15 protein-coding genes are annotated in these 26,130 nt (G+C 49.2%); 2 read left to right on the top strand and 13 right to left on the bottom strand.

From position 1 onward, the window contains the following. Positions 1 to 163: 163 nt before the first annotated feature. From C161_RS01155 to C161_RS01215, 12 genes are all read right to left on the bottom strand, one after another. Positions 164 to 2,227, bottom strand: a complete 2,064-nt coding sequence (locus C161_RS01155; protein WP_156946071.1) for a molybdopterin-containing oxidoreductase family protein — start codon at positions 2,225 to 2,227, stop codon at positions 164 to 166. 425 nt (positions 2,228 to 2,652) lie between these two features. After that, entirely contained in the window at positions 2,653 to 3,504 is an 852-nt protein-coding gene (locus C161_RS01165) for a formate/nitrite transporter family protein (protein ID WP_036667815.1), read from the bottom strand. A 377-nt stretch (positions 3,505 to 3,881) separates the two neighbouring features. Then, complete coding sequence (locus C161_RS01170) at positions 3,882 to 5,243, bottom strand: FAD-dependent oxidoreductase (RefSeq protein WP_036667816.1); 1,362 nt, start codon at positions 5,241 to 5,243, stop codon at positions 3,882 to 3,884. Positions 5,244 to 5,727: 484 nt separating this feature from the next. Next, complete coding sequence (locus C161_RS01175; RefSeq protein WP_036667818.1) at positions 5,728 to 6,207, bottom strand: glutathione peroxidase; 480 nt, start codon at positions 6,205 to 6,207, stop codon at positions 5,728 to 5,730. Positions 6,208 to 6,446: 239 nt separating this feature from the next. Next, the gene (locus C161_RS01180; RefSeq protein WP_036667819.1) at positions 6,447 to 7,331 is read right to left on the bottom strand and encodes an ABC transporter ATP-binding protein; all 885 of its coding nucleotides are present in this window, start codon (positions 7,329 to 7,331) and stop codon (positions 6,447 to 6,449) included. Positions 7,332 to 7,818: 487 nt separating this feature from the next. Next, positions 7,819 to 11,040, bottom strand: coding sequence for a GAP1-N2 domain-containing protein (locus C161_RS01185; protein ID WP_143781455.1), 3,222 nt, complete (start codon positions 11,038 to 11,040; stop codon positions 7,819 to 7,821). Next, on the bottom strand, positions 11,037 to 12,296 hold the full coding sequence (locus C161_RS01190; RefSeq protein ID WP_024632789.1) for a TRAFAC clade GTPase domain-containing protein: 1,260 nt from the start codon (positions 12,294 to 12,296) through the stop codon (positions 11,037 to 11,039). Before C161_RS01190 ends, C161_RS01185 begins: the two co-directional genes overlap by 4 nt. Before the next feature lie 90 nt (positions 12,297 to 12,386). Further along, positions 12,387 to 13,034, bottom strand: coding sequence for a hypothetical protein (locus tag C161_RS01195; protein ID WP_036667821.1), 648 nt, complete (start codon positions 13,032 to 13,034; stop codon positions 12,387 to 12,389). Between the two features lie 19 nt (positions 13,035 to 13,053). Next, positions 13,054 to 14,337, bottom strand: coding sequence for a vWA domain-containing protein (locus C161_RS01200; protein WP_036667822.1), 1,284 nt, complete (start codon positions 14,335 to 14,337; stop codon positions 13,054 to 13,056). A gap of 88 nt (positions 14,338 to 14,425) precedes the next feature. Further along, complete coding sequence (locus tag C161_RS01205; RefSeq protein ID WP_051449522.1) at positions 14,426 to 16,873, bottom strand: hypothetical protein; 2,448 nt, start codon at positions 16,871 to 16,873, stop codon at positions 14,426 to 14,428. A gap of 1 nt (position 16,874) precedes the next feature. Beyond that, on the bottom strand, positions 16,875 to 20,264 hold the full coding sequence (locus C161_RS01210) for a tubulin-like doman-containing protein (protein WP_036667823.1): 3,390 nt from the start codon (positions 20,262 to 20,264) through the stop codon (positions 16,875 to 16,877). Between the two features lie 296 nt (positions 20,265 to 20,560). Then, positions 20,561 to 22,354, bottom strand: coding sequence for a vWA domain-containing protein (locus C161_RS01215; RefSeq protein WP_036667825.1), 1,794 nt, complete (start codon positions 22,352 to 22,354; stop codon positions 20,561 to 20,563). A gap of 262 nt (positions 22,355 to 22,616) precedes the next feature. Between C161_RS01215 and C161_RS32695 the strand changes: the two genes are divergently transcribed. Further along, positions 22,617 to 22,760 carry a hypothetical protein gene (locus C161_RS32695; protein ID WP_179086527.1) on the top strand — a complete coding sequence of 48 codons (144 nt, stop codon included), beginning with the start codon at positions 22,617 to 22,619 and terminating at the stop codon, positions 22,758 to 22,760. A gap of 2 nt (positions 22,761 to 22,762) precedes the next feature. Next, positions 22,763 to 23,695, top strand: a complete 933-nt coding sequence (locus tag C161_RS01220) for a hypothetical protein (protein ID WP_036667826.1) — start codon at positions 22,763 to 22,765, stop codon at positions 23,693 to 23,695. Between the two features lie 489 nt (positions 23,696 to 24,184). Here C161_RS01220 and C161_RS01225 read toward each other — a convergent pair whose 3' ends face one another. Next, complete coding sequence (locus C161_RS01225; protein ID WP_036667827.1) at positions 24,185 to 25,789, bottom strand: DEAD/DEAH box helicase; 1,605 nt, start codon at positions 25,787 to 25,789, stop codon at positions 24,185 to 24,187. Positions 25,790 to 26,130: the final 341 nt, after the last annotated feature.

Consider the following 26,130-nt stretch of genomic DNA (forward strand, 5'->3'; position numbering starts at 1 on the left):
ATACACCTGACAAAGAACCTACCGCCCTATCGTATACTATTTTTAACACATTTAAAGTACAGCTTCTTATAAAAATAGGCCTTTACTCTGACAGCATAACAGTCAGTGCAAAGGCCATTGGAGTTGTTCATCTTACCTCAAAAAATTCACGCTGCAAGCACACTCATTGACGCTTCACTTCAACAGTGGCTGAGAAGAAGGTCGCCCCGTTCCCCATGTCCGACAACCGATTGGACGTCAGTGAATTCGCCCGCTGCTTCTTGCCATCACCATCCCACCATAAGCCTTGGCTGATGACGGTTCCCGGCAACATGGCTTCACTTACCTTGGCAGTAAGTTCGATGCGCCCGCGTTCATTCCATACGACCACTGCATCGCCATCCTCCACATTTCTACGGATGGCATCCTCGGGGTGTATCTGCAATAGAGGCATCTTTTCCAAACGTTGATGTTTGGCTGAATTGCCAAAGGTGGAGTTCAGGAAATTATGGTTTGGCGGCGACAGGAACATCAATGGATACGTATCGGCAGGTCCAGCCGGATGCTCCCCATCATATCCTTCAACCAGAGCACTATAGGTAGGGAGCGGCGGAAGCCCTCTCTGTTCCATCGTCTCGGAATACAATTCAATTTTGCCTGAAGGTGTGGGCAGCTGATCCAGATATGTAGCATGTGGCGTCATATCCAGCTTCACGAATCGGTGTTCCTTCAGTCCCTCCAACGTGACCCCATTCATGTAGGGGTTGCCTGTGCCCTGAAGTGCGTCCTCAATCATCTGTTCCGGCGTTTCTCCGAAGATTGCAGGATCGTACCCCATAGCCTGCCCAAGCAGTGAGAACAGTTCCACGTTGCTCTTGCTCTCCCCAATCGGTGCAATTACCGGCTCTTGCAGATGAACGTACTGATGCCAATAAGAGGTGTACAGGTCTGTCGCTTCAAATGAAGATGTGGCTGGCAAGACGATATCTGCATATTTCGCCGTATCCGTCATGAACAGATCATGCACAACCGTGAACAGATCCTCCCGTGCAAAACCTCGCTCCACCCGCTCGGTATCCGGTGCCACCACCAGTGGATTGCTGCAGTAGACCATCATCGCCCGGATTGGCTGCTCTGCTTCCAGCAACGCTTCACCAATCCGGTTCATGTTCACCACTCGCGGCTCCGGATTCTGCCGCAGCTCCGGACGTTCGAGCGCGTCGCTATTTGTGCTCGCGTAGCTGTTGGTGCGAACGGCACCGCCGCCTTGCTTCAGCCATTGCCCTGTAATAGCAGGCAGACATGCAACGCTGCGCACGTTCATGCCCCCATTATCATGGTGCTGGAGGCCGTTGCCGATGTGAATATGAGCTGCTTGTGCGTTGCCGTATAGTTCGGCCAGCTCCACAATGGTTTCCTCCGGCACGCCCGTAATACGTGCAACACGTTCAGGGGTGTAACTGTGGACATGATCACGTAGTGCCTCATGACCTATCGTATACTTTTGCATAAACGCTTCATCCGTTAGTCCCCGTTCGAACAGCACATGCATTAATCCTAGCGCCAGTGCACTGTCCGTGCCCGGATACAGCGGAATAAACCAGTCGCCCCATTGGGCCGTGCGATTGCGATGAACGTCGATGACGACGATCTTGGCGCCTTTCTTGCGGGCTTTCTCCGCCAAAACGACCTGGTGCATATTTGTACTGACGATATTGCCTCCCCACACCAGGATGAGATCCGCATGCTCCGTATCTTCCGGCACCGTTCCCCGATTGGCACCCATCGTATATTTCCAGCCGGTATTTCCAGCGGAGTTACAGATCGTCTGCTCCAGTACACTCGCACCAAGCGCATTGAAGAAACGCCGATCCATACCGTCTACGCCGAGAATGCCCATGTTACCGTAAAAGCTGTAGGGCAGGATGCTCTCCGGGCCGTAGGTTTCGGACAATGCGGTGAATTTGGTCGTAATCTCGCGAATCGCTTCATCCCAACTAATTCGTTCGAACTTGCCTTCACCTTTGGCTCCTACACGTTTCATCGGATATTGTAGACGCTCGGGGTGATACACCCGCTCAGTCATATTTCTAACTTTATTACAGATGGCACCCTTGGTTATGGGATGATCCGGATTGCCTGCCACCTTCACAATTTTGCCGTTCTCTTTATGTAATAACAGACCACAAGTGTCCGGACAGTCGAGCGGGCACACCGCCGCAAATATACCATTCTCCTGATCGATCATCGTAAGGCTCCCCTCTTTAAAAGCTATCCCTATATCATATCTTCTTCGAGGTTATCGCGTAAAGAGAACAGTATGTTTTTGCTTCATATTCGCCGCTATAGCGGCTTTAAATTATTTTCAAAAAAATGTTTTTGAGTTTGATTCAACTTCAGAATTCAGGGGTAAATTAAAAATAAGGCATTAGGCTAGTGTTTCCCCACTTCCTCCTCATGCCATATCATGGACCACTCCCGAAATTCGCCATGAACAGGTTTCGTTCCCCCGAACCTTGTCATGGCGAATTTATTTTGCGTTAAACTCCAACAAGAACCCCATACAAAAAAACGATCCCACCCTGCTCCATCACAGCATATTCGCCATGAACCGAGCGAGATCAGAATCGTCTTCACTTCTAATATACGTGTATCCATACCTCGCTGTGCCCTCTATGCTTGTTTGCTCAACATTACTCTAGCCTCCGTCTCCATAGGTTCGATCGACGTCGCCATCTCTGGTTTCACTTTTGGCTCGGCTTGGCGCAGGTACACCACCCAATAGGCTGCAGCTACAAACAGAGCACCACCAGTCAGATTCCCGAGCCATACCGGAATGAAATTCATCACATATTGACCCCACGAATAATGTCCTTCAAAGATTGCCGCCGGGATGAGGAACATATTGGCCACAACGTGCTGGAATCCAATCGCCACAAATGCCATCGTTGGAAACCAAATGCCCAGTACTTTGCCACTCATCGTATCGGATGCATAAGATAGCCACACGGCCAGTGCCACCAGCCAGTTACAGCCGATGCCAGAGATGAAAGCTTGCAGGAAGCCGTCATGCAGCTTATGCCCAGCCATATCCACCACTTTTGCCAGATATACACCCTCTCCGGTCAGACCAAGCACATGTCCAAACGCATACGCGACAAACAAAGCTCCAACAAAATTACCAATCGTCACTAAGGTCAGATTTTTCAACATACTACCCACGGATAATTTTCGTGCAATCGTTGCAAGCGGAACGGCCATCATGTTACCTGTCAGTAGCTCTCCACCACCGATGAGTACCAAGATTAATCCAACCGGGAACACTGCTGCTCCAATCAGATTGACCAGACTCCCCCACTCTGCTGGCGCAGAAGCAATTACCCGAATATCCAATAGAAACCCCAGCGCAATAAAAGCCCCTGCCAGAAAACTAAGCACCAGTACAGAAGACACCGGATATTGAGCCTTCTTCTTGCCTGTTTGCGCCGTATATTGTGCAACCTCAAGAGGTGTTTTTGCTGCCATATCATTCATCCTCTCCTTCATTGTTCATCATTGGATAAAACCATCTGAAATTCATTAGTTATGCGTTGAATACCACATCCTAATTGTATCTCGGTCCTAAACATAACTTTGTGCAAATTATCACAATGTTACTTAAAAAGATACTTTAAGAGTGTCTTGGTATAGTTATGACAGCAAGAGTGTAGTAAGGCCTTTTGTAGCTAAAAAAACAACAAAAAAGACTGACGATATACTCGCCAGTCTTCTCTTTCCTTTATAATCGTCCGCCTTGTTTCGTAATCTTGGCAGTTATCGCACAGCTCTTATTTACGGACAAGCATGACTTATCTTTGTATGGCGTTTATCAAGATCGCTGTTCAACCATCTATTCTGCTTCCTTACACCATTGCTGGTGCTTTTACTTCTATTGGAGGCAGTGCTTGCAGACCCGCAGTGTTCAGGAAGTTCCATGGTTTGTTGTAATGCGGCTGGAAGAAAAAGTCGATGAAGGCCAGCTCATCTACGGTCATGTTGTTTTGGATGCAGACCGAGATCGTATTAATCGATTGGGTCAGATCAACCTGAGACATCACCTGTGCTCCGACAATTCGACGAGTAGCCTGCTCATATACCACTTTAAGCAACAGTTTCTCAGCCGTTGGCATGAACTCCGGACGGTAGCTGTCTTCCAATACGACAGATTCAACAATCAGACCTTCGTCAGCCGCAGACATTTCCGTCATCCCTGTACCCGCGATATTTTGCTCATAAATTTTGATACCCGATGTTCCTTGTGTACCCATATACGGTGTCGTAGGACGAACCAGGTTACGGGCTACGAGTGTACCCATCCGCACGGCGTTGGTTGCCAGTGGAATGTACGCTGCTTTGCCTGTTGGGTTGTAATGAATAGCACAGCTGTCACCCGCAGCGAAGACGTCTTTTTGACTCGTTTGCATATATTTATCCACGATGATTGCGCCGTTTGGTAGCATATCCACTTGGCCTTTGAGCAGCTCTGTATTTGGACGGAAACCAATGCACAGAATAACCAGATCGGTTTCGAACTCTCCTTTGGACGTGATCACCTTAGTCACTTTGCCATTTTCACCAGTAAACTTCTGTACCGTTTGACCAAGAGCCAGTTTGATGCCGCGTCCAGTCAACGTATCTTCAATCGCATCCGTGAATTCAGGGTCCAAGTATTTGTTCAAAATACGGTCCACACTGTCGATCAGGGTAACTTCCTTGCCGTTCATCTGGAAAGCCTCAACCAGTTCTACGCCGATATATCCTGCACCTACAACGGTAACACGTTTGGCATCTTTGGCTTTTTCAATAATCGTGTTGGAATGATTGTAGTTTTTGCAAAGTAAAATGTTGTCCATCTCGATGCCTTCAAGCTTCGGAACGACAGGCCATGACCCCGTTGTCACGATCAGTTTGTCAAACGTATCTTCAAATTCTTCCCCGGTTTGCAGGTTTTTAGCCTGAAGGGTATGGCCCTTGGCATCTACTGCTGTTACTTCATGAAGCATCTTGGTTTCAACACCAAGCTCTGCCAGTTGATTAGGCGAAGAATAGAACAAACCGTCAGGGTCTTTCACAACCCCACCTACGTAGAGTGCAATGCCACAAGATAGGAAGGAGATATTGTCATTGCGCTCATACACCGTGATGGTAGCATCCGGGTACAATTTGGCGGTATTTACGATGGCTGCGGTTCCTGCGTGTGTACATCCGATAACTGCGATTTTCATTAAAAGTTCCTCCTCGAAATATATAAATGAGTTTGAATATAAGGTTGTTATGGTTGTGAAACATTTCACTTATTGTTCGAAACTGTGTATGTGATTTATTTCACTTTATACACTCATTATAATGTGATATTTTTCACATTGCAATAGGTTGAGCAAAAAAAGTTTGTCGAAGGAGGTCATTTCCCTGTATTTAAGCCTTTCTTCCCTTCATTGTATTGATTTCATTGTCCCCGGATTTGGGCAGGTTTATGCTATGTAATGGCTTCCGTGATCCCTGTATGAACGCAGTGTGGACGTATAAAGTTATAGGCGTCTCCTGCCTCATGTTTGACTTATACAAAAAATAAATGGCTTCAATTTTCATTACAGAGTTGATTTCATGGATCCAACTCCTACCTGTGAAGAGAATAAATCTGCGTATATAAAATAATCAAAGAAGCCCATCTTTGCTTATGCAAGGACAGGCTTCTCAAACGTTCTTGTATTAACCGAGCAATTTCTCGATATCTGCAATCATTGTCTCCGGAGATTCTTTCGGTTCAACACGACCTACCACTTCACCTTCGCGGTTAACAAGGAACTTGGTGAAGTTCCATTGGATGTCGCTTGTTTCACCTACGCCAGGTTGTTGCTCCTTCAGGTATTGGAACAGGGGATGAGTGCCCTCACCATTCACGTCTACCTTGGAAAACACCGGGAAATTCACACCATAGTTAATCTGGCAAAATGATTCTGCTTCCTCACTTGTACCTGGCTCCTGCCCTCCAAACTGGTTACAAGGGAAACCCAGTACAACCAAGCCTTGATCACGATAACGATCATAAAGCTTTTGCAATTCACCGTATTGCGGGGTCAGCCCACACTTGCTGGCTGTATTGGCAATGACCAATACCTTACCTTGATACAGATCCAGTGAGACTTCTTGGTTCGCGGTGGTTACCGCCTGATATGAATATACGGACATGACTGATTCCTCCCATGACATATGTTGGTTTGGGCTGTTGCGAGCATGTTGGCATAACCAATGAACTCACAGCCTGTCTTATTATTATAGACCTGATCCGATGCGATTACCAAATCCAGGGTCTACCCGTCCCCTTTGCTCCCATGCATTGCAAATCCCCCATGAATGCAAAAGAGCCGCGTGCGATAGCGCACAGCGGCTTCATTCTATAATGTAAGGACCACATGTGGCCCATTTCGTTAACTTCCTGTCGCTTGGACACGTGGTTCTGTCCGTCCTCCAGCATGAACCATCGCACTGTTCATGACCAGTTGCTCTGGCGTCTTCGATTGCTGACGTTCGCCTGCAAGAGCGTAAGGCAAGCAGAGCGGTACACCGGAACGCGGATCAATCACGATATCTGCTTCAATGTTGAATACTTCACGAAGTACATCTGAGTTCATAACTTCTACAGGTGAACCATGAGCGATGGCTTTACCTTTTTTGATACCAATCATGTGATGTGCGTAGCGGGAAGCATGATTCAAGTCATGCACAACCATAACAATGGTACGGTTGGCTGTGGCATTCAGTTGCTCCAGTAATTGCAATACTTCGAGCTGGTGAGCCATATCCAGGAATGTAGTCGGCTCGTCCAGGAAAAGGATATCTGTTTCTTGTGCAAGTGCCATGGCAATCCAGGCACGTTGACGCTGTCCACCGGACAGTTGATCAATCGGACGATCATGGAATTCAGTCATGGCTGTCACTTCGATAGCCCATTCAATCATACGTTTGTCTTCCGCACGCATGGAGCCAAATCCTTTTTGATAAGGAAAGCGACCATACGATACCAATTCAGTAACGGTAAGACCTTCAGGGGCTGTTGGATTCTGTGGCAAAATCGCAAGTTGCTTGGCAACTTCACGCGTGGACTGTTTATGGATGGACTTCCCGTCGAGCAATACATTACCTGCTTTTGGAGCCATAATACGTGCCATCGTTTTCAGGATGGTCGACTTCCCTGAACCATTGGCTCCAACAAGTGCTGTAATTTTTCCTTGGGGAATCTGAATATTCAGATCCTCTACAATTAGTCTTTCCTCATAAGCGATATCCAGCTTGGTCGTCTCCAGACGAAACATGCGATCATCCCTCTCTCATTTATCCCGGTTATGTAATCCGGCTATGACAACAAAAACGAAATTGTAATTCTGTGATTTCCGACGCAAATATCTTCTACACTAAAGATACTGATAATCATTATCATTTGTCAACATAAAAAACCAAATTTTCTTCTCTTTTCGTGCTTTATTTGGTCTTTCTGTAGCAGAGTTCCCGCTCTTTTCCCAAGTACACATGAGATCTTTTCTCATTCATTCCGCGCACTTTATCACTTCTGACTGTTTTTCAAACTCTTGAATCGCAAATTTTGTGTCTGAATTGTGAATGTGTGAGTTTTTTTCATGTGTTTGCTATATCCGCCATTTCAAATAAAAAAAGATGACCTTGAAATCTAAAGTTCAAGGTCATCTCACATACGCTCGTTTAATAAGGTATGAAGTCAGCATTTTTCATTATTGGGTCAAAAGACACTTTATGAATCTATGCAACATGCTCATATAAAATAACTTACAGCTTCGGCTGAGGCATCAATTGGATTACAGTCATACTGCCCTGCGTACTCTTCACACTGACAATGCTCTCGGCATCCATATTCGCTGGAAGATCAATCTGCAATCCATACGGATAGAGGCGATCCACCGCTCCAATAGACATCTGTGTAGAAGTAGTCGCATCCGCATCCTGTTCATTGGATACAGATGTGTCAGGCGATGTCGATCCTGTAGCCTGATCTGAATCGGTCCCTTGATTCGTATCTCCACTCGCAGCATTAGACGATGCATTCGTCCCTGTATCCGTTGTTGTATCGGTAGCAGGATCTGAAGTGGAATCACCCGATGTTGAAGGATCGGCCTGCTGATCGCCATCCTGCGTCTGCTCTGTGTTCCCCGCGTTTCCCGCTGAAGAACCATCCGTGCTTCCTTCGGAAGTACTTCCTGAGCCACCATCGGAGGTATCTTGGGTATCAGGCTCTTCATTCCGATTAAAACTCTCCCACTTACCTGTAGCATCCAACTCCTGCGTGTTGCCATCTTTCATCGTCAATTGCAGCGGGCCTTGCTCAAACTCAGTGCTTCCCGTATCATTCCTGAAACGGATCACCAGTTGAGCAGGTAATTCCGTACCCTCCTGTTCACTCGCAGGAATCATATAAGCAATCTGCTCCGCGAGCTGCACCTCCGGTTCAGCCGGTATGACAGGCTCCTGGGTAGATGGAGGGGATGCCGCTGGCGGCTCTACAGAATCTTTCATCCATGCATATGTACCGCCAGCAATACCCAGAACCAGGATCAAGAGGATTAATCCGAACAGATTTTTCCTTTTACCCGTTAGCATCCGCACCAGTGGAGAGGACAATTCCGTCTTCGCACGGTCATAGACCGGCTTCATTGTCTTGCTGGCTCTCACGTAATACGGTTTGAAAGCTGACTTCGACTTGAAAGCTTCACGGTCATGGGCTTTGAAATACGCCACGATGGCATCCGCATATCCTTTATGCGCATTGGAACCCCGGACAAACATCCGATGGTCTCCTGACCATTCGAAGAATGGATACAGCCCTTCAGCACGACTTGCATTGGTGCGGATGAATTCAATCAGGCCAGGATAATCCAACCGATTGCTGCCGCTTCCTCCCCTATAAAAAGCCATCGGCAAAGCTTCATATGCCGCAATCCCCGGATGAGCCTGCAGCTCTCCGGCAAGCCAGCGACGCGTCCAGCGTTGAAGTTCATTGCGTTCTGCCAGGGAAAGTGCCTCCAATGCCTCTTCTTCATTCCCCTCGCCACTAAGCCACACTCTCGCAGCCAGCATCATGTTCGTTCGAGCAGATACATCAGAACCCTGACGTGCCGCCCAATCCCGAACCTCATTACCATGCTGCAAAATATCAATGCTTAATAGCTGTTCACGGTTAACCCGCTCCAGATCCAGATCCTGAATCATAAACAGGTTAATGACATAAGCAAGCTTGTCTGCAAGGCGGGTTAACTCCTCCTGATATGCCGGATCTTGACTGGCAGACGGAGATCCCCCTTTGCGATTAGGGCGGGCTGTAGCTCCAGATTGACCAATTCGTGCCGTAATGCCTGTATCATAGGTGACATCAGCGGATACCCGATCCAGTATGTTAACACGCTGGAGGGCTTCATTCGCAGACTGTACCGGATTAGGCGCAGAACATAACCGTTCACGCAGCTCATTGGCTGTGCGCTCCTGCAAGAAGCTGTAGTGGATCGCAGATGGATGGGACGTAACCCATCTTCTTATCACTTCCACAACGTTCGCTGCCGATTCCGTGCGTTTCAGCTGATTGTCCAGATAAGGCTCGAACAACAGCTTAGTGAGCGATTCATTGGCCAGCACTTTATCAAAGAAAGCCCGATTCAGCTGCGGATCCCGATCCAGCACCGCATACAATTCCTGCACAGCACGCATACGCTTCTGGGCGCGGGCATTATTCACACCGTAGATAAAATAGTCCACAATCCGGGATTGCACCACGGGCGTGGCAACACTGAAATATTCGCCAATCCGAGCTGCGACGTCTTCTTCGGGTACGTTCTCACGCTTCACGCTGTCCAGTTCCCTGCTGAGCAAGGTCAGGAACAGCTCGTTCAGACGGGAACGTTGCTGCAATCCACCATCCGGCTTCAAATAGGTCAGCAAGCCACTCAGGACATGACTTTTGTTATCCAGATAGAGGTCTTCCATGCCTTGTTCAAGACCATAGAACACCGCAAGTTCGCCATAGGCTTCAATGGAAAGTTCCCGTCCAGGCTCCATGCCAGACAGCATCTCATCCGCAAACGTATAGAACGCATCCGCCACACCAGGTTCCTGCAATAAGGCCCAGGCGAACTCCGCATAAGGTAACTTCGCCACAGATGCATCCGCATGTGTCACTCTGCCTGATACGAGGTCAAAGGTGAAATCCTTCTCTGTATTCCGGTCTTTCGGACGTAACGTTCCTCGCTCTACAAACTGGACGTGAATGCCCTTCTTGGCCTGTGGCTCCTTGGCAAACGTCATGAATCCCAGCTGCCGCCGGAATGCGTAGGGTAAAGCCGTGTACAGCAAACGTAACAATCCTTTGGCCCCTACGGTCACTTCCTCTGCGGGAAGGTCCAGCGCAATGTATACTTTTCTGCGTGTCGCTACAGACTGCATTACCGCATAGAGCAGGCGCTTGAACAGCACTTCGTTCATTTTCAAAGCGCTCAGCACTTGGGTTGGTGATCCTACGCCAGCATCGGTCGCCCCACCCTGTCCGCTCCGAGGTGATATAGGCAATTCAGCAAGCGCCGGCAGAACTGTACCTTGTTCGATGTCATAGGACGTGGCGAACACGGCATCCAGCCAGCCGCCTTGTTTCATCTGCTCTTCCGAGCGTTCGGGAGACAAGACGTAATTATGTGCAAAAAAGGCACTGCGTAGCCCGGTGAAATCTGCAGACTGGTACACATTTTGCCCAAGAATCGTCTCTCCACTCTCCAGATGAAGCAGGTGAATGGAAGCCGGAAACTTCGTCTCGTCCTTCTCGCTACGGCCTGTTAGCTCCGCTGGAGCGTCATAGACACAGTAGGGGTGAAGCACTTTTTTGATAAAAGAAGGGTCCAGTCCCGGCGATGCCGCAATCGTATCAAACCCCTCTGTTGTGCGAAACACCCCGCGCCGCTCTCGGGTATACAACTGTTGTTCAATGGGCGGGGTTACGGAAGAACGCATCATCCCACTCTCCCCTCAATGTACTTCAGCTTGTACAATAGCCATAAGAAGGGTTCATCCACGCGAATCGGACTAACCACACCCTGCAATTTCATATCCACCGGATTGCTGCCCAGCGCAGAGACTGCGAAATAGGCTGTATCCTTGAAGTACACATCCATCGTGCCCTTGAACGGACGATCCACCTTCTCAATAAAACGCCGGATCTCCCCGTCGATATTCTCGAACTCGGTTAAGTCGAACCAATCGCGGTGCACCATGTTGCGGAAGACATTACTGTTGGATTTGATATAATCCCCCTCTTCATCCTTGAGGGAATGCAGCATGTCGCTTTTCGTGAGCACAACGGCTGTTGGAATATTCGTTTTGGCTTTGTCCTGATACGCGATAAAATCTCCGAACATCGTCAGCACCACATCACGCGGCTCATCGTATCGTGGCGTCCACTCTCCCGGCTCGTTGCCGAGGTTAATACGAATTTTGTCCCGAATCGAACGAATCTGAAGCGGGTCCACCATGAACAGGATACCTGCCGAGTTCTTGATGTGCTGCCCGTGAAGTCCGAGATAATCCTGCTCCACCATACCTTCGCCCGCAACGTCAAAGAATACCAAGGTCAGCGGCGCTTTATCTTCGTCCTTGAACACAAACTGGAAGATAAACGGCTCTTGCAACTTCTCCTTCTGTGTGGAATCCAGCAAATCGCCCCGTTCGAACAACGGTTCTTCATAATCCGCACGGAACCGTCGGCTGATCTCCGCATTCAGTGGCATGCAAGCCGCGTCAAAATGATCCGCTGTATAATGCTGCAATGTATGAATTAATGAAGTCATGTAGACGGATTTACCCACCTGGGACGCACCAATAATGGAAATGATGTTGCTCGGTGCTTTACCAGCCGTAACAGGTAGCTCGTTATGACATTGCGGACACAACCGGCGGCGTGTAACGACACCGTATCGATCGTTCAGACCCATCACGATGTTATCGGAATAAATACGATGTTCCTCCGGTACATCATGCGGAGCCAATACGGCCTCCATATCAAATACCGTGTCGAGTCCGAACCTTTCACGATACCGATTCAACTTCGCATCTTCCCCGAGTGCGTAGTCCTCATCATCATCGCGGTGATGGGCGGCGCGGAACACCACCTCTTCCGGTGAAAACTTGCTGAAACAATAAGGGCATACAATATCGTAAAACAGCGGACGTTCCTCCGGCTGTTGTCTCTTCAAAAACCGACTAAAAAAGCTCATAGCCACTCCCCTCCCCTGATCAGTCAGACTAAGGTGATTTACACTTGCACTACGATGACAGAGTAACCTTCCAATCGCTAGTCCAACTATCTAGTCTGATATAAGCCGATAGGCGACTCCATATTTCGGTCCGTCCGTGAAGAATAATCGCACATAATCATCCTTGGCAACTTCAACGGGCGGCATCTCATTTCTTCCGGGAGCAAAATCACTCACAAAAGGATACACCGTACCATCTTCCTTATTCAGCGGAACCCCGCCCTGTTTGCGAACATAACAGAGTGCTTCCTTTGGAACAGGTACTTCCGCTGTGACGGTGATCAATACACTTTTTCGTTTCTGAAAAAAACCGCTCTTGTAGCGAATGGAAAAGCGGATATCCGCCTTCCCTGCGCTTGCAATCACCATATTGTCCTCGTCTCGTTGACGGATCAGTACAGGCCCGTCTTCCTCCATCTGACACACATATACCGTGTACTTGATGGCACCAAAACCTGTGATCCGATCCGTGTAACCATTGCTCGCCTTATATTCCTCTCTCGTGTACAGCTTCAGCTTGCCCTGTGCAGGCTCTTCCCCGTTACGATCCTTGCTCATCATATCCAGCTCCAGCCGTTCCACATACACAGCTTCTACCCGTTCCGGCCAGAGCCAGCGAAGTGTACAACGCCCTTCGTCCACCGCAAGTGTCAGCTTTCGAATCAAGGGTGTCGAAGGGTCTGCATCCGTAAACCGCATTTCCATTGACCTCCCGACGTTAGAATCCTTTGCTGCGTGTATCTCTTGGTCTCTGACCAAACCCTTCGGCAGAAGAAGTTCCGCCGCCAGCTTCACGACGCCCCCTGCTCTTCCGCGGCATGTTCTCCTTAATCGGAACAATCCAGGAGAAGAGGGTCAATACGCCAGACAAAATGAGCATCGCACCGAGTCGTACAAATGTATCACCCACGTTCGAACCGTCGAGACCCCATTCGAGCAAAAACCCTGCCAGTAGACCCGACACCGCACCACCAATACCAAAGCTGAGCGCGAGATGACGGTTATCAAACACAAGTCCGAGTGACACACCCAATGCTACTCCAATCAGTAACACGGCTGCTACACGGAAAATCGCCAGATAAACGCTATGCTCCATCTTACCTGTACGCTCCGTCACAAGCGTCCGTTCATCAATCGTATCGTAGATCTGCTGGAATGCCAGATTCAGACCACCGGAATCCGGTACATCATAGTACATGCCACCCGTTTGCTGGGCAATATTACGTAGCAAATCCGTTCCTGATGGGTCCACCAGGCTTAGGCCGACTGTATTAATAGAGATCTGTTCGTTGTTATATTGGGACAAAATATCGGTCGTGTCCGCTTCACTGAAGCCATCAGATAACAAGATGACAACTGTACCGCGTTTCGGGTCCTGTTTGCCCTGAATCTGTTCCATGCCTTCCCGCAGCACGGCATCAAAATTGGTGCCGCCCGAAGTTGTAACAATGCCATCGATTTTGCTATAAACCTCATTCTTGGCCGCTTCACTATCCAGCCCAATAAACGGCTGTAACAACTGGGGTTGGTCATCAAACGTAATGACAGCTACCTGTTTGTCACTCTCCATTTGGCTAATCAGTGTCTTGGCGGCTTCAAAGCGTCCGTTATCCGGATCTGTCTCGCTCATGCTGCCCGAGTTATCGATCATCAGTACGATGTCTTTCACTTGCTTCACACCGCCTGGATTGATCTGATACAACAATTGCAGAGCCAGTCCAACAACAAACAACAGAGCGAGTGTTGCCGGAACAAGCAGTTTCCACGACAGTCCCAGATACCGGAGCTTCCATGAAGCGCCATTCAGCTTGGGTGAGATCATCTCTGCGATCAAACAGAACAATCCCACACTCAGCGCCAGTACGCCAAAGTATAATCCCATCAGCAACAGACGTGGCATCTCCCCAAGCCATTGACGCAGCATGATTTCTCCTGCCGCAAAACCCACTGCCCCGCCAATCAGGCTGAACAGGACCAGGAGAAGATTGATTTTTCGCTGCATGTCTACATGCATCCTTTCCATACCAGCCGTAAGCAGGCTGAGTTAATACAAAATTGGTGCTGGGTATAGGACACCGCCAGACGTCGTCTTAACGGATGGGTGACAACTTCTCCACCAGACCTGCGGGGTGAAGTTCATAGCCATTTTCCGTATACGAGTCGTAATATACCTTACCGTTCCGATACACCATGAGATCCTCCAGATGGAAACCTCCCATCAGATTCAGCTTCTCTACACCACTGCTGCGTTCTTCGTACACCACACCCAACTTGTAGATGCGTGACGTCTCTTCGGCATGTGCCGCGTAGTCCATGAAAGCACTATGATGATCACCAAAGAAATACTTCTCTTCATACCGATGTTCCTGCGTATAATCGAATACGCGTACCCGAATAACCGCCTGATCCTCCAGCGTGTGGTACAACCTGCGGAACAGATCATCGCGGGTTAATACATCTTTATCTCCGTAGGCAATCGTGACATTCGCCCGCTGCAACAGTTCTTCTTCAAATGGCAATCGCAATGGCTCGGCCGTAAGCAGCAACGAGTGACATACCTCCATCAGTCGTTTCAACAGACGGTCATCGCCTTCTGTGGCAAGCCGGTTCATGTCTCCCATGTAACGGTCCTCAAACCATACATCCCGTCCGCGTTTGGCTTCCAGGTCGATGATTAGCTCTTCCGTCACTTTGCCGTAGTACTCCATCACGTTCTGGCCGATGTATTCATCGGCAGCAGCGATACTTTGGGCAGCTGTCTCTCGCAGTGTGCGTTCCAGCGCTTCAAGTGCTGCTGTGACGTGGCGACTAAAACGGTGAAGTTCTTCCATCTCCGTATCGTAGATACGCAGCAGATGTAATTCATTTTCCAGTCGCAGTAATTCTACCTTTGGTACATACACTCGCTCCAGCATGCAGTCAATCAGATTGCGCACATTCTGTTTATCACGGAACAACGCTCGTTTGAACGACTGATCTTCCACTCGCTCTTGCTGACGTTGCTCCAGCAGAGCACGTGCCGATTCAAGCTGCATCGATTTATCCCGAATCAATCCGAGCAGCGCTTCACGCACACTGCCAGGCTCACTGTCACTCCAGGCCGCCCACTGGAAGTAACCAACCTCTGGATGCTCCGCGCGGGAATGTTCAGCATGACGGCGCAGGGAACCGCTAGAGCTGCGCTCGCGCACACGCTCTTCGACAAGACGGACAACGTTATCGCGGAAGTACGCTTCAGCTCCTTGTCCAAACAACGCTCTCTCCGCTTCACGAAGTGAGAGCGGCTTCAGATCAGAGAAACTGACGTTATGCGTCATGATGCCACTCATGCCACTAACCAGATCTTCATCGGGCAGCAGGCCTTCGACTTTGCGTTCCACCGAGGCTGCGTCCAGTCCAAAGAAAGCGAGCTTGTCCTTGATGCTCCAATCCGGCTCCTGCCGCATGCGTGCAAGCAGATACCGATACATGTGATATAACACCGCCAATGCAATCGGCTTGTTTGGCCGCCTGATCTCGGCAAAACCCGCGCTGGCATAACCATGCTGATCAGAGGTAGTACGAATATTGTTTTTAAAAGATGTATTGTTGTACGTGTTCGCTCCCGTGCTTGAAACGCTACCCGAGTGATCCACATCCTGCTTCCTGTTCTTCAGCAGGCAGATGCGGCAGATGATCTCGGCATTTTCGATCCAGCCACCGGGAACGCCGGTTCCACGCTCATTTTTGTCGGACAACAGATATACCAGATCAAACAACGGTGACGCGGGATGTGTAACCGGAATGGAGATCCCATCCTCCGTCACCAGCAGTTTACCGCTGAACGTGTAGTCCAGCGACTGCATATAATCCAGTTCCCGCAGAAAAGCGAGGCCTGCTGCGCTGGCATACCCGAAGGAATCCACCTGTTCCATCTCGCTGACCAATACATGCAGATCCGTCTGCACCGACTTGAAGGCTTGGGACAAAATGGTCTCCGTCAGCTTGGTGAGCTCTGGCAACAATACATTCAACGGATCATCCGCTCTGGTTACCACCGTAACGTAAATCCGATCAAATGACGAGTATAACCGTCCATATTCGGCAATTCGGTTACTGACCCGACGAAGCGTACGATTCAGATCGTAGAGCGCCTGATCCGATTCGTGGAAACTGCGGTGTACATCCTTGCGCCGTGTTTTGGACGGTCGCTCCGTCTGCCCAGCGGACAGAGGCAAGCGGTGACAAGTCACCTGCCCATCATCGGACGAGCCAATATTCCTCTTTTCACCCGGATGCTCTTTCTGATCTTCTGTACCAATCTGAACGTAGACCACACCGTCTCCGTTATCCCATTTTAGCCGATTGATCTCCTGCACAGCAGACACTGCAGGTGCAACCAGATCACCCACAAACAGGAACAGCGCCGGGTAATGGATACTGCTGCGTCCATCACCCAGGCTGCCTTGACGCTCCTGCTCTATTGCATACTGCGCTGCATACTTCTCCAGATCACGCTTCAGGGTATTGTTCGAATTGAACTCCATCCCGACCGCCATCTTACTTCAGCCTTCTGCGAATGTCGTTCAGCTTGGACGACATCGTTCTGTAGAACTGATAGATGTCTTCTCCGTTAGCCAGTTCTACCCGCTCGTATTCGAGACGATCACGCGATTCCATGAACAGGGCAGCCAGATCATCCAGCTTTGTCAGCAGTGGGGTGATATCCTCAGAAGCTGTAAGATCGTTATCGCGGCGGGAGGCTTTGCGCAGCAATGTACTGCGATCCTTCTCCGCCAGACCGCGGAAGTTGCCAAACACCTCATACTCGGCAAAGTTACGGCTCTTCATCAAGTTTGCGAACGGCTCCCATGCGTCTTCTTCCGGGTCACGGTCATAGACGTAGAGCGCACCTTTTTTGACGATGGTGTCGGTATATAACGCTTCGATGAAGCGGTCATACCATTGCTCTTCGTCCTGGTACTGGGCAAGAATGCCTTCGAGTTCGGCGACTTTGGCCGAGATGGCATTCATCTTCGCCAGTTCCTCACGTACGCGCGCGATCAGCTGCGGAGAGCGTACCAGGTTTTCTTTGGCCATATCTTCATTAATACTGCCGAAAATATCCTTAACTCCCACACGTGGCAACCCTTCGGATTGCAGACGTTTTAGCTCGATCACCGCCCGCTTCACTTCGCCGAGGTTCGGCGTGGTGGACGTGAGACGCATGTCGTAAGCTCCCAGTTTGGCAGACAAATCAAACGCTTCTGTTGTCACAATCGCATACCGATTGCTTGTATTCTCATCAATGGATTTGGCTGTCAAAATGTTGTATACAAGCGCCTGCTCAAATTCGTTACGCACACGGGCGTTATACTGCTTCACGCGGGCGTTCTCGTACACATCTCCCCATGATTTCTCCGGAATCGGAGACGGCAGATAGGTCCAGTTGTTTTTCTCCGTTTGCACCAAGTGACGACCAATGCCTTCTTTGTCCAAAATGGTACGTTCATAACTTTCCTCATATACTTTGAGCGGTGTATACACAAAGAGTGGTACCCCGTTGCGGGTGTTCAGCCAGAATATCCGGTTACGCACTTCACTTTCCTTAACGGTAAAATGAGATTTGCCTACCGCATTGTTCTGATAATTGCGAATCCCTTTCAGAATGCCCGGCGCCTGTGCCGGTACCGATACAAATCCCCATGAAGGGAAATGCAGACTGCCTGTACTGTTGCTCAGATTGAACACCGGAACAGCCTCATCATCCAACTTGCCAGCAATGAAACGTTCCACGAATTTCTCGACTGACTCATCCTGACCGTATTTGATCACCAGGAAATCTTCCATGGAACGGGTAATCAGATCACCGAATTTCTCACTCAGGAAGTCGGAGATGGAGCTGACGATATCAATCTCGTTTTCTTTCACCCATTGGCTGGAGTTTTCCAGCAATTCACGAGAGAAGTCACGGATCAGATCATCTGTATCACGCTTATCCAACAGCCCGTCCACCACACTGACGATATCCGGTACACTTACAACGTTCCAGTAATATGTTTTGTTGCCTTTGTGATCGGCTTGTTCTTCGCCACGTGTCAGGAGGTCACCGTTCTTCGTGAATATCGAGCTAAGGGCATTCAGCGTTTCGGTAAATACGTTATAAATGCGGCTGTTTTCCTGGTTCAGCAACTCATACAGATCTTCATAGAACTCGATCATCTGATCGTTGCGTTCCACGTCGGCGTGCAGCCAGTACTCATGAATTTTTGCTTCAATATAAGCATTCTTTTTCTTCTCTTTGGAGACAAAAGCACTCTTCGCATCGCCCAGTTTCTCTTCGGACTGCTCCTGAGCTGCTTCAATATCACGCGGAATGCGGAAGGCATTCTCACGCAGGGTTTCGATGTACGACTGAATCATCTTCAGTACACAGAAACCTTTTTCCGTATAAATCAGACGGGAGACATAAAACGGACCTTGTTCGGGATGCAAAAACATACGCCGGATCTGTTCGGTGAACTGACCCGCAATCTCACCAGGCAGTTGTTTCTTCGCTTTAATATATTCTTCACGAGCACGAGCCAGGAAGTTCTGCTCCAGTTCAGTATCCATATTCACAACCTGTGATTTCACCACGTTGCCATAGGATAAACGCTCGCTGTTCTGATAACCAGGTAGCGGCTCAGGAACGCGGGCTTCAAAGGACTTGACCACACTTTCGAGATCAATGCCCAGCTTGCGGGCAAACTTCTCGGTATCCTCCTGGTTTGGCGCTTTGGAGAACATGGTGTTCATTTTATCGAACATGCGATACGCCAGATATGTGGTCATCTCTTCGATCGGCAGGACAGCCGAAGATGCACCGATGATGTTGTAATCATAGTTTGCCGGGTACACCTTGTTCATCTGTGCAATGTTGGTGCGAATGTTGCTGATATAGTCATGGATCGCAAACTCCTCACCAGACTGCTTCTCCTCACTTGCCATGAAGTTGGTAATGTTCTCGGCCGTGACGTTCATGCAGTAATCGTAGGCGTTCTCCAGCAGTTTGCCTTCGGTGTTCGTCGCAGAGATCAGATGACACAGGTTAAATGGCGGCAGTGGTGAGTTAACTGTTAAAATATTGCCGTACTTCTGTGTAAATCGCTCACCGCGGCTATCCACGTTCATCCAATAATCCAGCTCTTTGAGCGCAGCATATCCATTCTTGCGAATGTATTCGCGAGTGTGTTCGCTTAAGCTTTTGTTGGACAGGTTCACGTCTGGCGTGAACAGGTATCCAAGCGTATTGACGCGGTCAATCCCGGCAGAGCCGTGATCCCGTTCGATAATACCGCGCACGATATAGGAAATATCGAGGAAACAGCCGCTGCCTGTACCGCCGGACAGACCTGTCAGCAGGAACACCATCAGTTTTTTGTTGGTGCCTACGGATAAGGTTTTGATCTTTTTGTCGATGGCCTGCACGACCTGATTAATCTTGGTGAACAGGAGCAGACGTCCAGCCTGACGCACCCCTGCGGCGCCGTTCATGCCGTCCGTAATGCTCAGTTCGGGAGACAGCCAGTCCGTAATATACGGTTCAAGCACGCTCCGGTTCTGTAGAAGTCCGCCAATCTCGGCATTGGACAGCAATACGAATTCATTGATCGGATCAAGTCCGATTCCTTTATACTTTTTGGCACGATCCTGTTCGTTTGTCTCAAAAGCCAGAAACTCCACATTGTCCGGCTTGTCCATTTTTTTCTTGGATACCGGGTCCTGTGGCAGCTTGAAACGACGGTTGATCTGATATTTGAGACGCAGCAACGCATCAATTCCCGTTCCTCCCAAACCAATAATCAGAATGGGATTATCAATCGTATCAACTCTGATCTTCTCACTGACAATACCTCCGCCAAGTGATACATCCAGTTGCTGTATATGTTCTCTAACAATCGGTTTCATTCCATGTCCTCCTTAGATTAACGCACGTATGCTTCAATCTATATAATTAAACTAAAGAATATTTACACTTGCCACTTCGTTGACAGAACAACCTTCCGATCGCTGTTATCCCCAGATTTTTTGATTCTCTTTTTCAACGGTGAAAATCTGGGGATAGCGTATGCTTCCGATGCAGCTTTCTTTCAGAAAGCTTTTAGGCGAACGCTTCGCTTCTTCAGGTTTTCTCTGTCCTCTGCGTTCTCGTGTAAATGGATTAGTTCAACTTATATAGCTTACATTCATTTAGCTATAATCCTTCACACCAAATACTCGATCAAAATGGTCTTGTCCGCCTGTTGCAGCGGGATGCTCAGTCGGTCACCGTTCTTCAGTTCAACGCCTGAGCTTGCATCGACTGCACGACCGGATTTCTCCAGCGTACCGCCTGCGGTGTTACGGATTATAATTCGATCCCCATTGCTGGGCGTAAATACATATTTTTCGGTTTCCTTCAGCTCAGGGTCCAGTTGCAACAACTGATGCAGATGGAATCTGCCCCGGAAGGATACCAGCTTTTTATATTGTGGATATGACTTGTCTCCCGTGTTCTCATCACGAATCTCCACAACCATCTGGCCTACAAATCCCCGGTTTTTGCGTTTCAGCCAGCCCATCAAGAACCAGGCACCAACACCGACCACAATCAGAGCTATAACACCCAGGATGACAGGCAACCAAGGAAACGGCTTGTCCTGTTCACCGCCTGACGTTGTTGGTTGAGATCCACTTCCGGCTGATCCACTCGCGTTGATCGTGATTGGCTCACTTTCACGGTAGAAGCTGTCTTCTTCCGCACGGATGACTAATTCATAGTTATGATTGTCTGGTACTTCAAACGTTCCGGCAAAACCAGAACCTGTGTTTTCCAGCGGTTGTTCCTCGCTTTTACCTGTATCTACATCTTTCACAACCAGCGTGGCCTTCATATCTGTATACAGATCATTATCCTGAAGTGGCTGACCGCCATTCTCCAGTTTGGCTGCAAGATCAACCTTGTCCTCTTTGGTATAGGACTTGGTCTTAATTGGGTCCACAACGAGCTGAAGATCATAGTTGAACAACAGGTTGATATCGATGCTGTCTTTCGGAGCCCCTTTTACCCGAAGTTTCCAGTCTCCTTCTTGGGGTTTCAACAGCTTCACGAGTGAATAACTCTTCGACGTCGAGAGCTTGGCTGCATCCGAGTTCAGGTCCACGGCTTGTCCGGAAGGGTCCGTCAATTGCACTTCCACCGGCTTCGAAGACATGATCGAAATGTTTGCTTCCAATACACTGTCATTCGGTACATTCACGGTAACTTCCTGATAACTGCCGTTTCCCGTTACAGAGGGCAGCTTTACCACATTCAGTTTGGCATGATCCGCGAAGATCTCACTCAGAATCTGTGGCAGATCATCCGGCGTATCGGTAATGAATGATTTACCTCCAGTCTGCTGAGCCAGGTCTGCGAGTGCATTCTTGTTCAGCTTGCCATCGGCGTTCAATCCAATCGTATACACCGGAATACCCTGATCCTGTGCTTCCTTCACGGCTTTTGCCAGGTCAGCATCAGATTGTGCCTGTGTACGGCCTTTGGTTTTGTTAAAGTCATTGTTGCCATCCGCCAGCAGCACGATCATTGGCGAGTGGGATGGGTCTGCACCATGATTCAGTATGTTCACGGCTTCGGCGACACCAACTGAGACATCGGTATATGGCCCCCGGCCAAGCTGATCAATAAAATCCTTCAGGCTGCTCTTGTCCGCATCGGACTGAATCTCCAGCATAGCCTTTTCCCGCTCTACCTGATCGGTATAAGCAACAATCCCTACCTTGTCCCCCTGGACCGGCAGCATATCAATAAACATTTTCATGGCTTCATTACTAATCTTGTCACGGTCACTTGTATTCATTGAGTTACTTACATCGGCTACAAGTACCGCATCGATTCCGCTTGTCTGTGCCTGAGCCGCTGCAGCTTGTGGCAGCAACGCTTGAGGTAACAGTAGCGTTAGAATTGCCAGCAGAACCATCGTTCCACTAAGCCAGCGTATTTTGCGTGTCCGCAGCATTGGGTGTACTCCTTCACGTTTGAGATTAAAATGGGAATAGTTTATTATAGGCGTCAAGCCTTAAGGAAATCTTAACAGTCTACTAACAAATTCTGAAAAGCACCCCTATCTTGAGTTACAGTTTTGTAATGACTGACAAAAATCGACGATTTCATGCCTTGAACTGGCACAAAAGTACCAACTATGGAAATATGATATAGTTATTGCCAGCAAACTGCAATATAACAGCGCTTGTTCACCAAGCCATAGAAGGGAACGGATTATGGTTACATACGGATGCCTCGCCATATTGTTTCTTTTTGTCATTATAAAGGTAACTGCACTCCAGCTTCATCGGCGGAAACCAATCTCCCGCGAAGACACGGATCGTACCCTCTACACTATTCTGAATGGTGAGCGTGATTAAGCATGAGTACTAAACTAGTTGTATCCATAAGACCATTTCATCGAACGACCTATGCCTATGAAAAGTTGCAAGTCTGCTCACGTTGTGGAAAGTACACCTGCCTGTGGGAAGATGAGTGCACGGCCTGTGGCCGGGGTACCCTCAATTCCGTTCAAGCGAAGGCAACTTCCCGTGTAAAACGTCGGATTGCACGCGACTTGTTCATTACGATATTGTTCGGTGTAGCTGCTACCTATTTCGGTGAGACCATAGATCAGACCATGGCGGCAGCCAGCGTTTCCCTGTTGCTTCTGGCCTTACTGATCTTCATGCAGAAACGTTCATTCGAGGTAGAGCAGCAGCGCGAGTTGAAGCGCACGTTACAACAGGATGAGGAACTCATCCGCCAGGGTATTAACCGCAATTGGGCTCTGGTCGCCGAAGCTCGAAAACAGGATGAAGCACTTGCCTATGAGATGCTCCGCGAGATCGGCTCACTCGTCTACAATGACCGGATTCGACTGCAACAGGTTGCGCTGTTACAATCCTTTGTCCTACGCAGTGATATGGATCTGCAGCTCAAGCCCTTGCTCTTACGTAGCTTCGAGCGGCTGCTGGCTGAATATATTGGTGAGATTGCTCGGCTTAAGCCCGATTTGATCCGTGAAGATGCGATTCGTTATATCGCAACCTATGAAGTGAACATTTTACAGCTCCACAATGGAATTCAGATACTTACAGCCGTAGCTGCTGCTGCCGTACGCAAGAGCAAATATATTGAGTTATTCCCTAGTCTTATTACCCGCTACGCCCGCTTTATGCCCAAGGATCGCTTCATGAGACTTTATCACACGATTGAACGCTATCCGAGCAAGGCACGCGGGGGTCTGGCGGAGTCGGTAGGCCGGGTGTATAACGAGAAATATCGGGATCAATACGCAGATGTTCAGCTGTAGGGATGATATATTGAGAAAGAAAAACGTAGTTTAGTGCAAACTCACTCCCTGTATATAGACGAATGCAATTTCATCCATCCCTGCATGCGCGTCAGCACCACAGATCGAAGGTTATGCTTCTAATGATATAAGAATTAATCCAAAAACACCCCATCCTTAGGTCTAGGATGAGGTGTTTTGAATTTTATGGCAGTCTGCCACGTGCTATACGCAGTACACGAAAAAAAGGAAAAACTACATGGGGAATACCTAAATGGCATCTTCCATGGATCAAGTAGGCACGCAAACAGGTACTCACAGATGACAAAAAGAATAAGCGGAAATGATCATCTGTCCTGGTGAAAGGGCCGCGACGTGGTTCCGTCGCGACCCTTGATCTGAAGGTTCGGTACATCTGTACCCGAACCCTCTCATATGTGCCATGCCCATCACTGTGGCATGGCATGGTGCCTGCGCAATTGCGGCTGCATCGCCGCTTGCGCCAAGGCTTTACCGTCCGCGACGAGAATCGCGACGGTCACCCTTCGCCGGTCCGCGTCCTGCGGATTCCGGACGGCGAGAGCCTTCGCTACTGCGCCCGGAGGTGCGCTTGTCGGCACTACGGCCAGCCCAGCCGCTGCTAGCTGCGCGGCCGCTTTGACCCGTTGCTCCGCGACTGCTGTCGCTGCTGCGCGCGGAACCACGACCTGCGCTGCGCTCGTCGCCACTGCGACCCGCACCGCGTCCACCTTGACCCGCTGCACCACGACTGCTGTCGCTGCTGCGGCCACCGCTACGACCACCACTGCGTCCGCCTTCACTGCGGCCACCTTCGCCACCGCGGGAACCACGTCCCCCACGTCCGCCATCTCTGCGATCGTTACGGCCTGCACCGCGACGGGCACTACCAGTTCCGGAAGAGCGTCCGCCTGAACGTTCGTCATCCCCTTGACTGTTGATGGAACGTCTAGCTGCTCCAGTTGAAGCAATTGGACCTTCGCTTGTCCACTGGATACGGGACAGCTTTTGGTCAATACCTTGTTCAATACGTGCAAGTTCCGGTCTGTCGTGCTCTGTTGCAAACGTTACAGCAAGACCTGTACCGCCTGCACGGCCCGTACGACCAATCCGGTGGATATAACTTTCCGCATCATGCGGCATATCGTAGTTAAATACATGCGTAACGCCTTCAACATCAAGTCCACGTGCAGCTACATCTGTAGCAACCAGCACTTGCAGTTTGGCATCGCGGAACGCTTTCATTACGTTCTCACGCTTGGATTGGGACAGATCTCCATGAAGTTCATCACTTGCATAACCTGCTTCACGCAGATCTTGGTTCAGCTTGGATGCACGACGTTTGGTCCGACAGAAAATAATCGCCAAGTATGGGCGATACGTATCAATCATGCCGCGAAGCGCTTCTAATTTACCACGATCCGTACATTCCAGCACTTGCTGGCGAATTTGTTTGATCGGGATAACAGATTGGGAAGATACTTTTACATCTTCCGGATCTTTCATGTAGGTCTTCGCCAGGTTGCGAATGCCCTTAGGCATCGTTGCTGAGAACAGCATTGTCTGACGTTTATGTGGTAGCTCGCTAAGAATCGTCTCCACATCGTCCAGGAAGCCCATGTGCAACATTTGGTCGGCTTCATCCAGCACCAGTTTTTTCACATTATCCAGCTTCAGCGTGCCACGGCGCAGGTGATCCAGGAGACGACCTGGTGTACCAATAACGATCTGGGTACCGTTCTGCAATTTACGCAGTTGTTTGTCCACATCCTGCCCGCCGTATACGGCAAGCACGTGCAGTTTATCGTCGTTAGCAGTAAGCTTCTTCGCTTCTTCCGTAATTTGCAGCGCAAGCTCACGCGTAGGCGCGATAATCAGCGCTTGTGGCGAACGGTCGGATACGTTAATTTTCTGAATAATCGGCAGCAAAAATGCCAGCGTTTTCCCTGTTCCTGTCTGTGCCTCAGCGATAATATCGCGTCCACCCAGCAGTACCGGAATCGAACGCTCCTGTACCGGAGTCGGCACGGCGATTCCCTGATGTTTCAGGATCTCGCACCATTCCGGGCGAATGCCCAGTTGTTCAAAGTTTGCCAATCGTTACACCTCTGTATATTCATTTAGATAAGTCCATTTCATAATGACTCAGTATCAGTATCTGCCATCAAGACTAGTTTTCCTTAGTTCAATCATGATTATGAAATGAATTTTTTAAAAAGCAATCCACTCGTTGCTCTTCTTCTCCATACCCTGTAGTTTACACGTTAGTCAAGCAAAACAAAAGGGGATACAGCGTTACACCCCCAACTTGTAGCACAAAATTCCAAGATCAGCGTAACTTGTATCGACCAAGTGAGTTTGAGGATGGTTATGAGAGAGAGTGTAAGGATGATTTTGACAGTAACCATAGGAGCCCCTCTGAAAATGATGATGAGTGG

Source organism: Paenibacillus sp. FSL R5-192, from assembly GCF_000517845.1.
GTDB classification, from domain to species: Bacteria; Bacillota; Bacilli; order Paenibacillales; family Paenibacillaceae; genus Paenibacillus; species Paenibacillus amylolyticus.

Excerpts from the sequence above, each read along its gene's own strand:
- C161_RS01210 (WP_036667823.1), bottom strand. The coding sequence starts at position 20,264 with ATGAAACCGATTGTTAGAGAACATATACAGCAACTGGATGTATCACTT.
- C161_RS01155 (WP_156946071.1), bottom strand. The coding sequence starts at position 2,227 with ATGATCGATCAGGAGAATGGTATATTTGCGGCGGTGTGCCCGCTCGAC.
- C161_RS01175 (WP_036667818.1), bottom strand. The coding sequence starts at position 6,207 with ATGTCCGTATATTCATATCAGGCGGTAACCACCGCGAACCAAGAAGTC.
- C161_RS01220 (WP_036667826.1), top strand. The coding sequence starts at position 22,763 with ATGAGTACTAAACTAGTTGTATCCATAAGACCATTTCATCGAACGACC.
- C161_RS01200 (WP_036667822.1), bottom strand. The coding sequence starts at position 14,337 with ATGCAGCGAAAAATCAATCTTCTCCTGGTCCTGTTCAGCCTGATTGGC.
- C161_RS01190 (WP_024632789.1), bottom strand. The coding sequence starts at position 12,296 with ATGAGCTTTTTTAGTCGGTTTTTGAAGAGACAACAGCCGGAGGAACGT.
- C161_RS01185 (WP_143781455.1), bottom strand. The coding sequence starts at position 11,040 with ATGATGCGTTCTTCCGTAACCCCGCCCATTGAACAACAGTTGTATACC.
- C161_RS01205 (WP_051449522.1), bottom strand. The coding sequence starts at position 16,873 with ATGGCGGTCGGGATGGAGTTCAATTCGAACAATACCCTGAAGCGTGAT.
- C161_RS01180 (WP_036667819.1), bottom strand. The coding sequence starts at position 7,331 with ATGTTTCGTCTGGAGACGACCAAGCTGGATATCGCTTATGAGGAAAGA.
- C161_RS32695 (WP_179086527.1), top strand. The coding sequence starts at position 22,617 with ATGGTTACATACGGATGCCTCGCCATATTGTTTCTTTTTGTCATTATA.
- C161_RS01215 (WP_036667825.1), bottom strand. The coding sequence starts at position 22,354 with ATGCTGCGGACACGCAAAATACGCTGGCTTAGTGGAACGATGGTTCTG.
- C161_RS01170 (WP_036667816.1), bottom strand. The coding sequence starts at position 5,243 with ATGAAAATCGCAGTTATCGGATGTACACACGCAGGAACCGCAGCCATC.
- C161_RS01195 (WP_036667821.1), bottom strand. The coding sequence starts at position 13,034 with ATGCGGTTTACGGATGCAGACCCTTCGACACCCTTGATTCGAAAGCTG.
- C161_RS01165 (WP_036667815.1), bottom strand. The coding sequence starts at position 3,504 with ATGGCAGCAAAAACACCTCTTGAGGTTGCACAATATACGGCGCAAACA.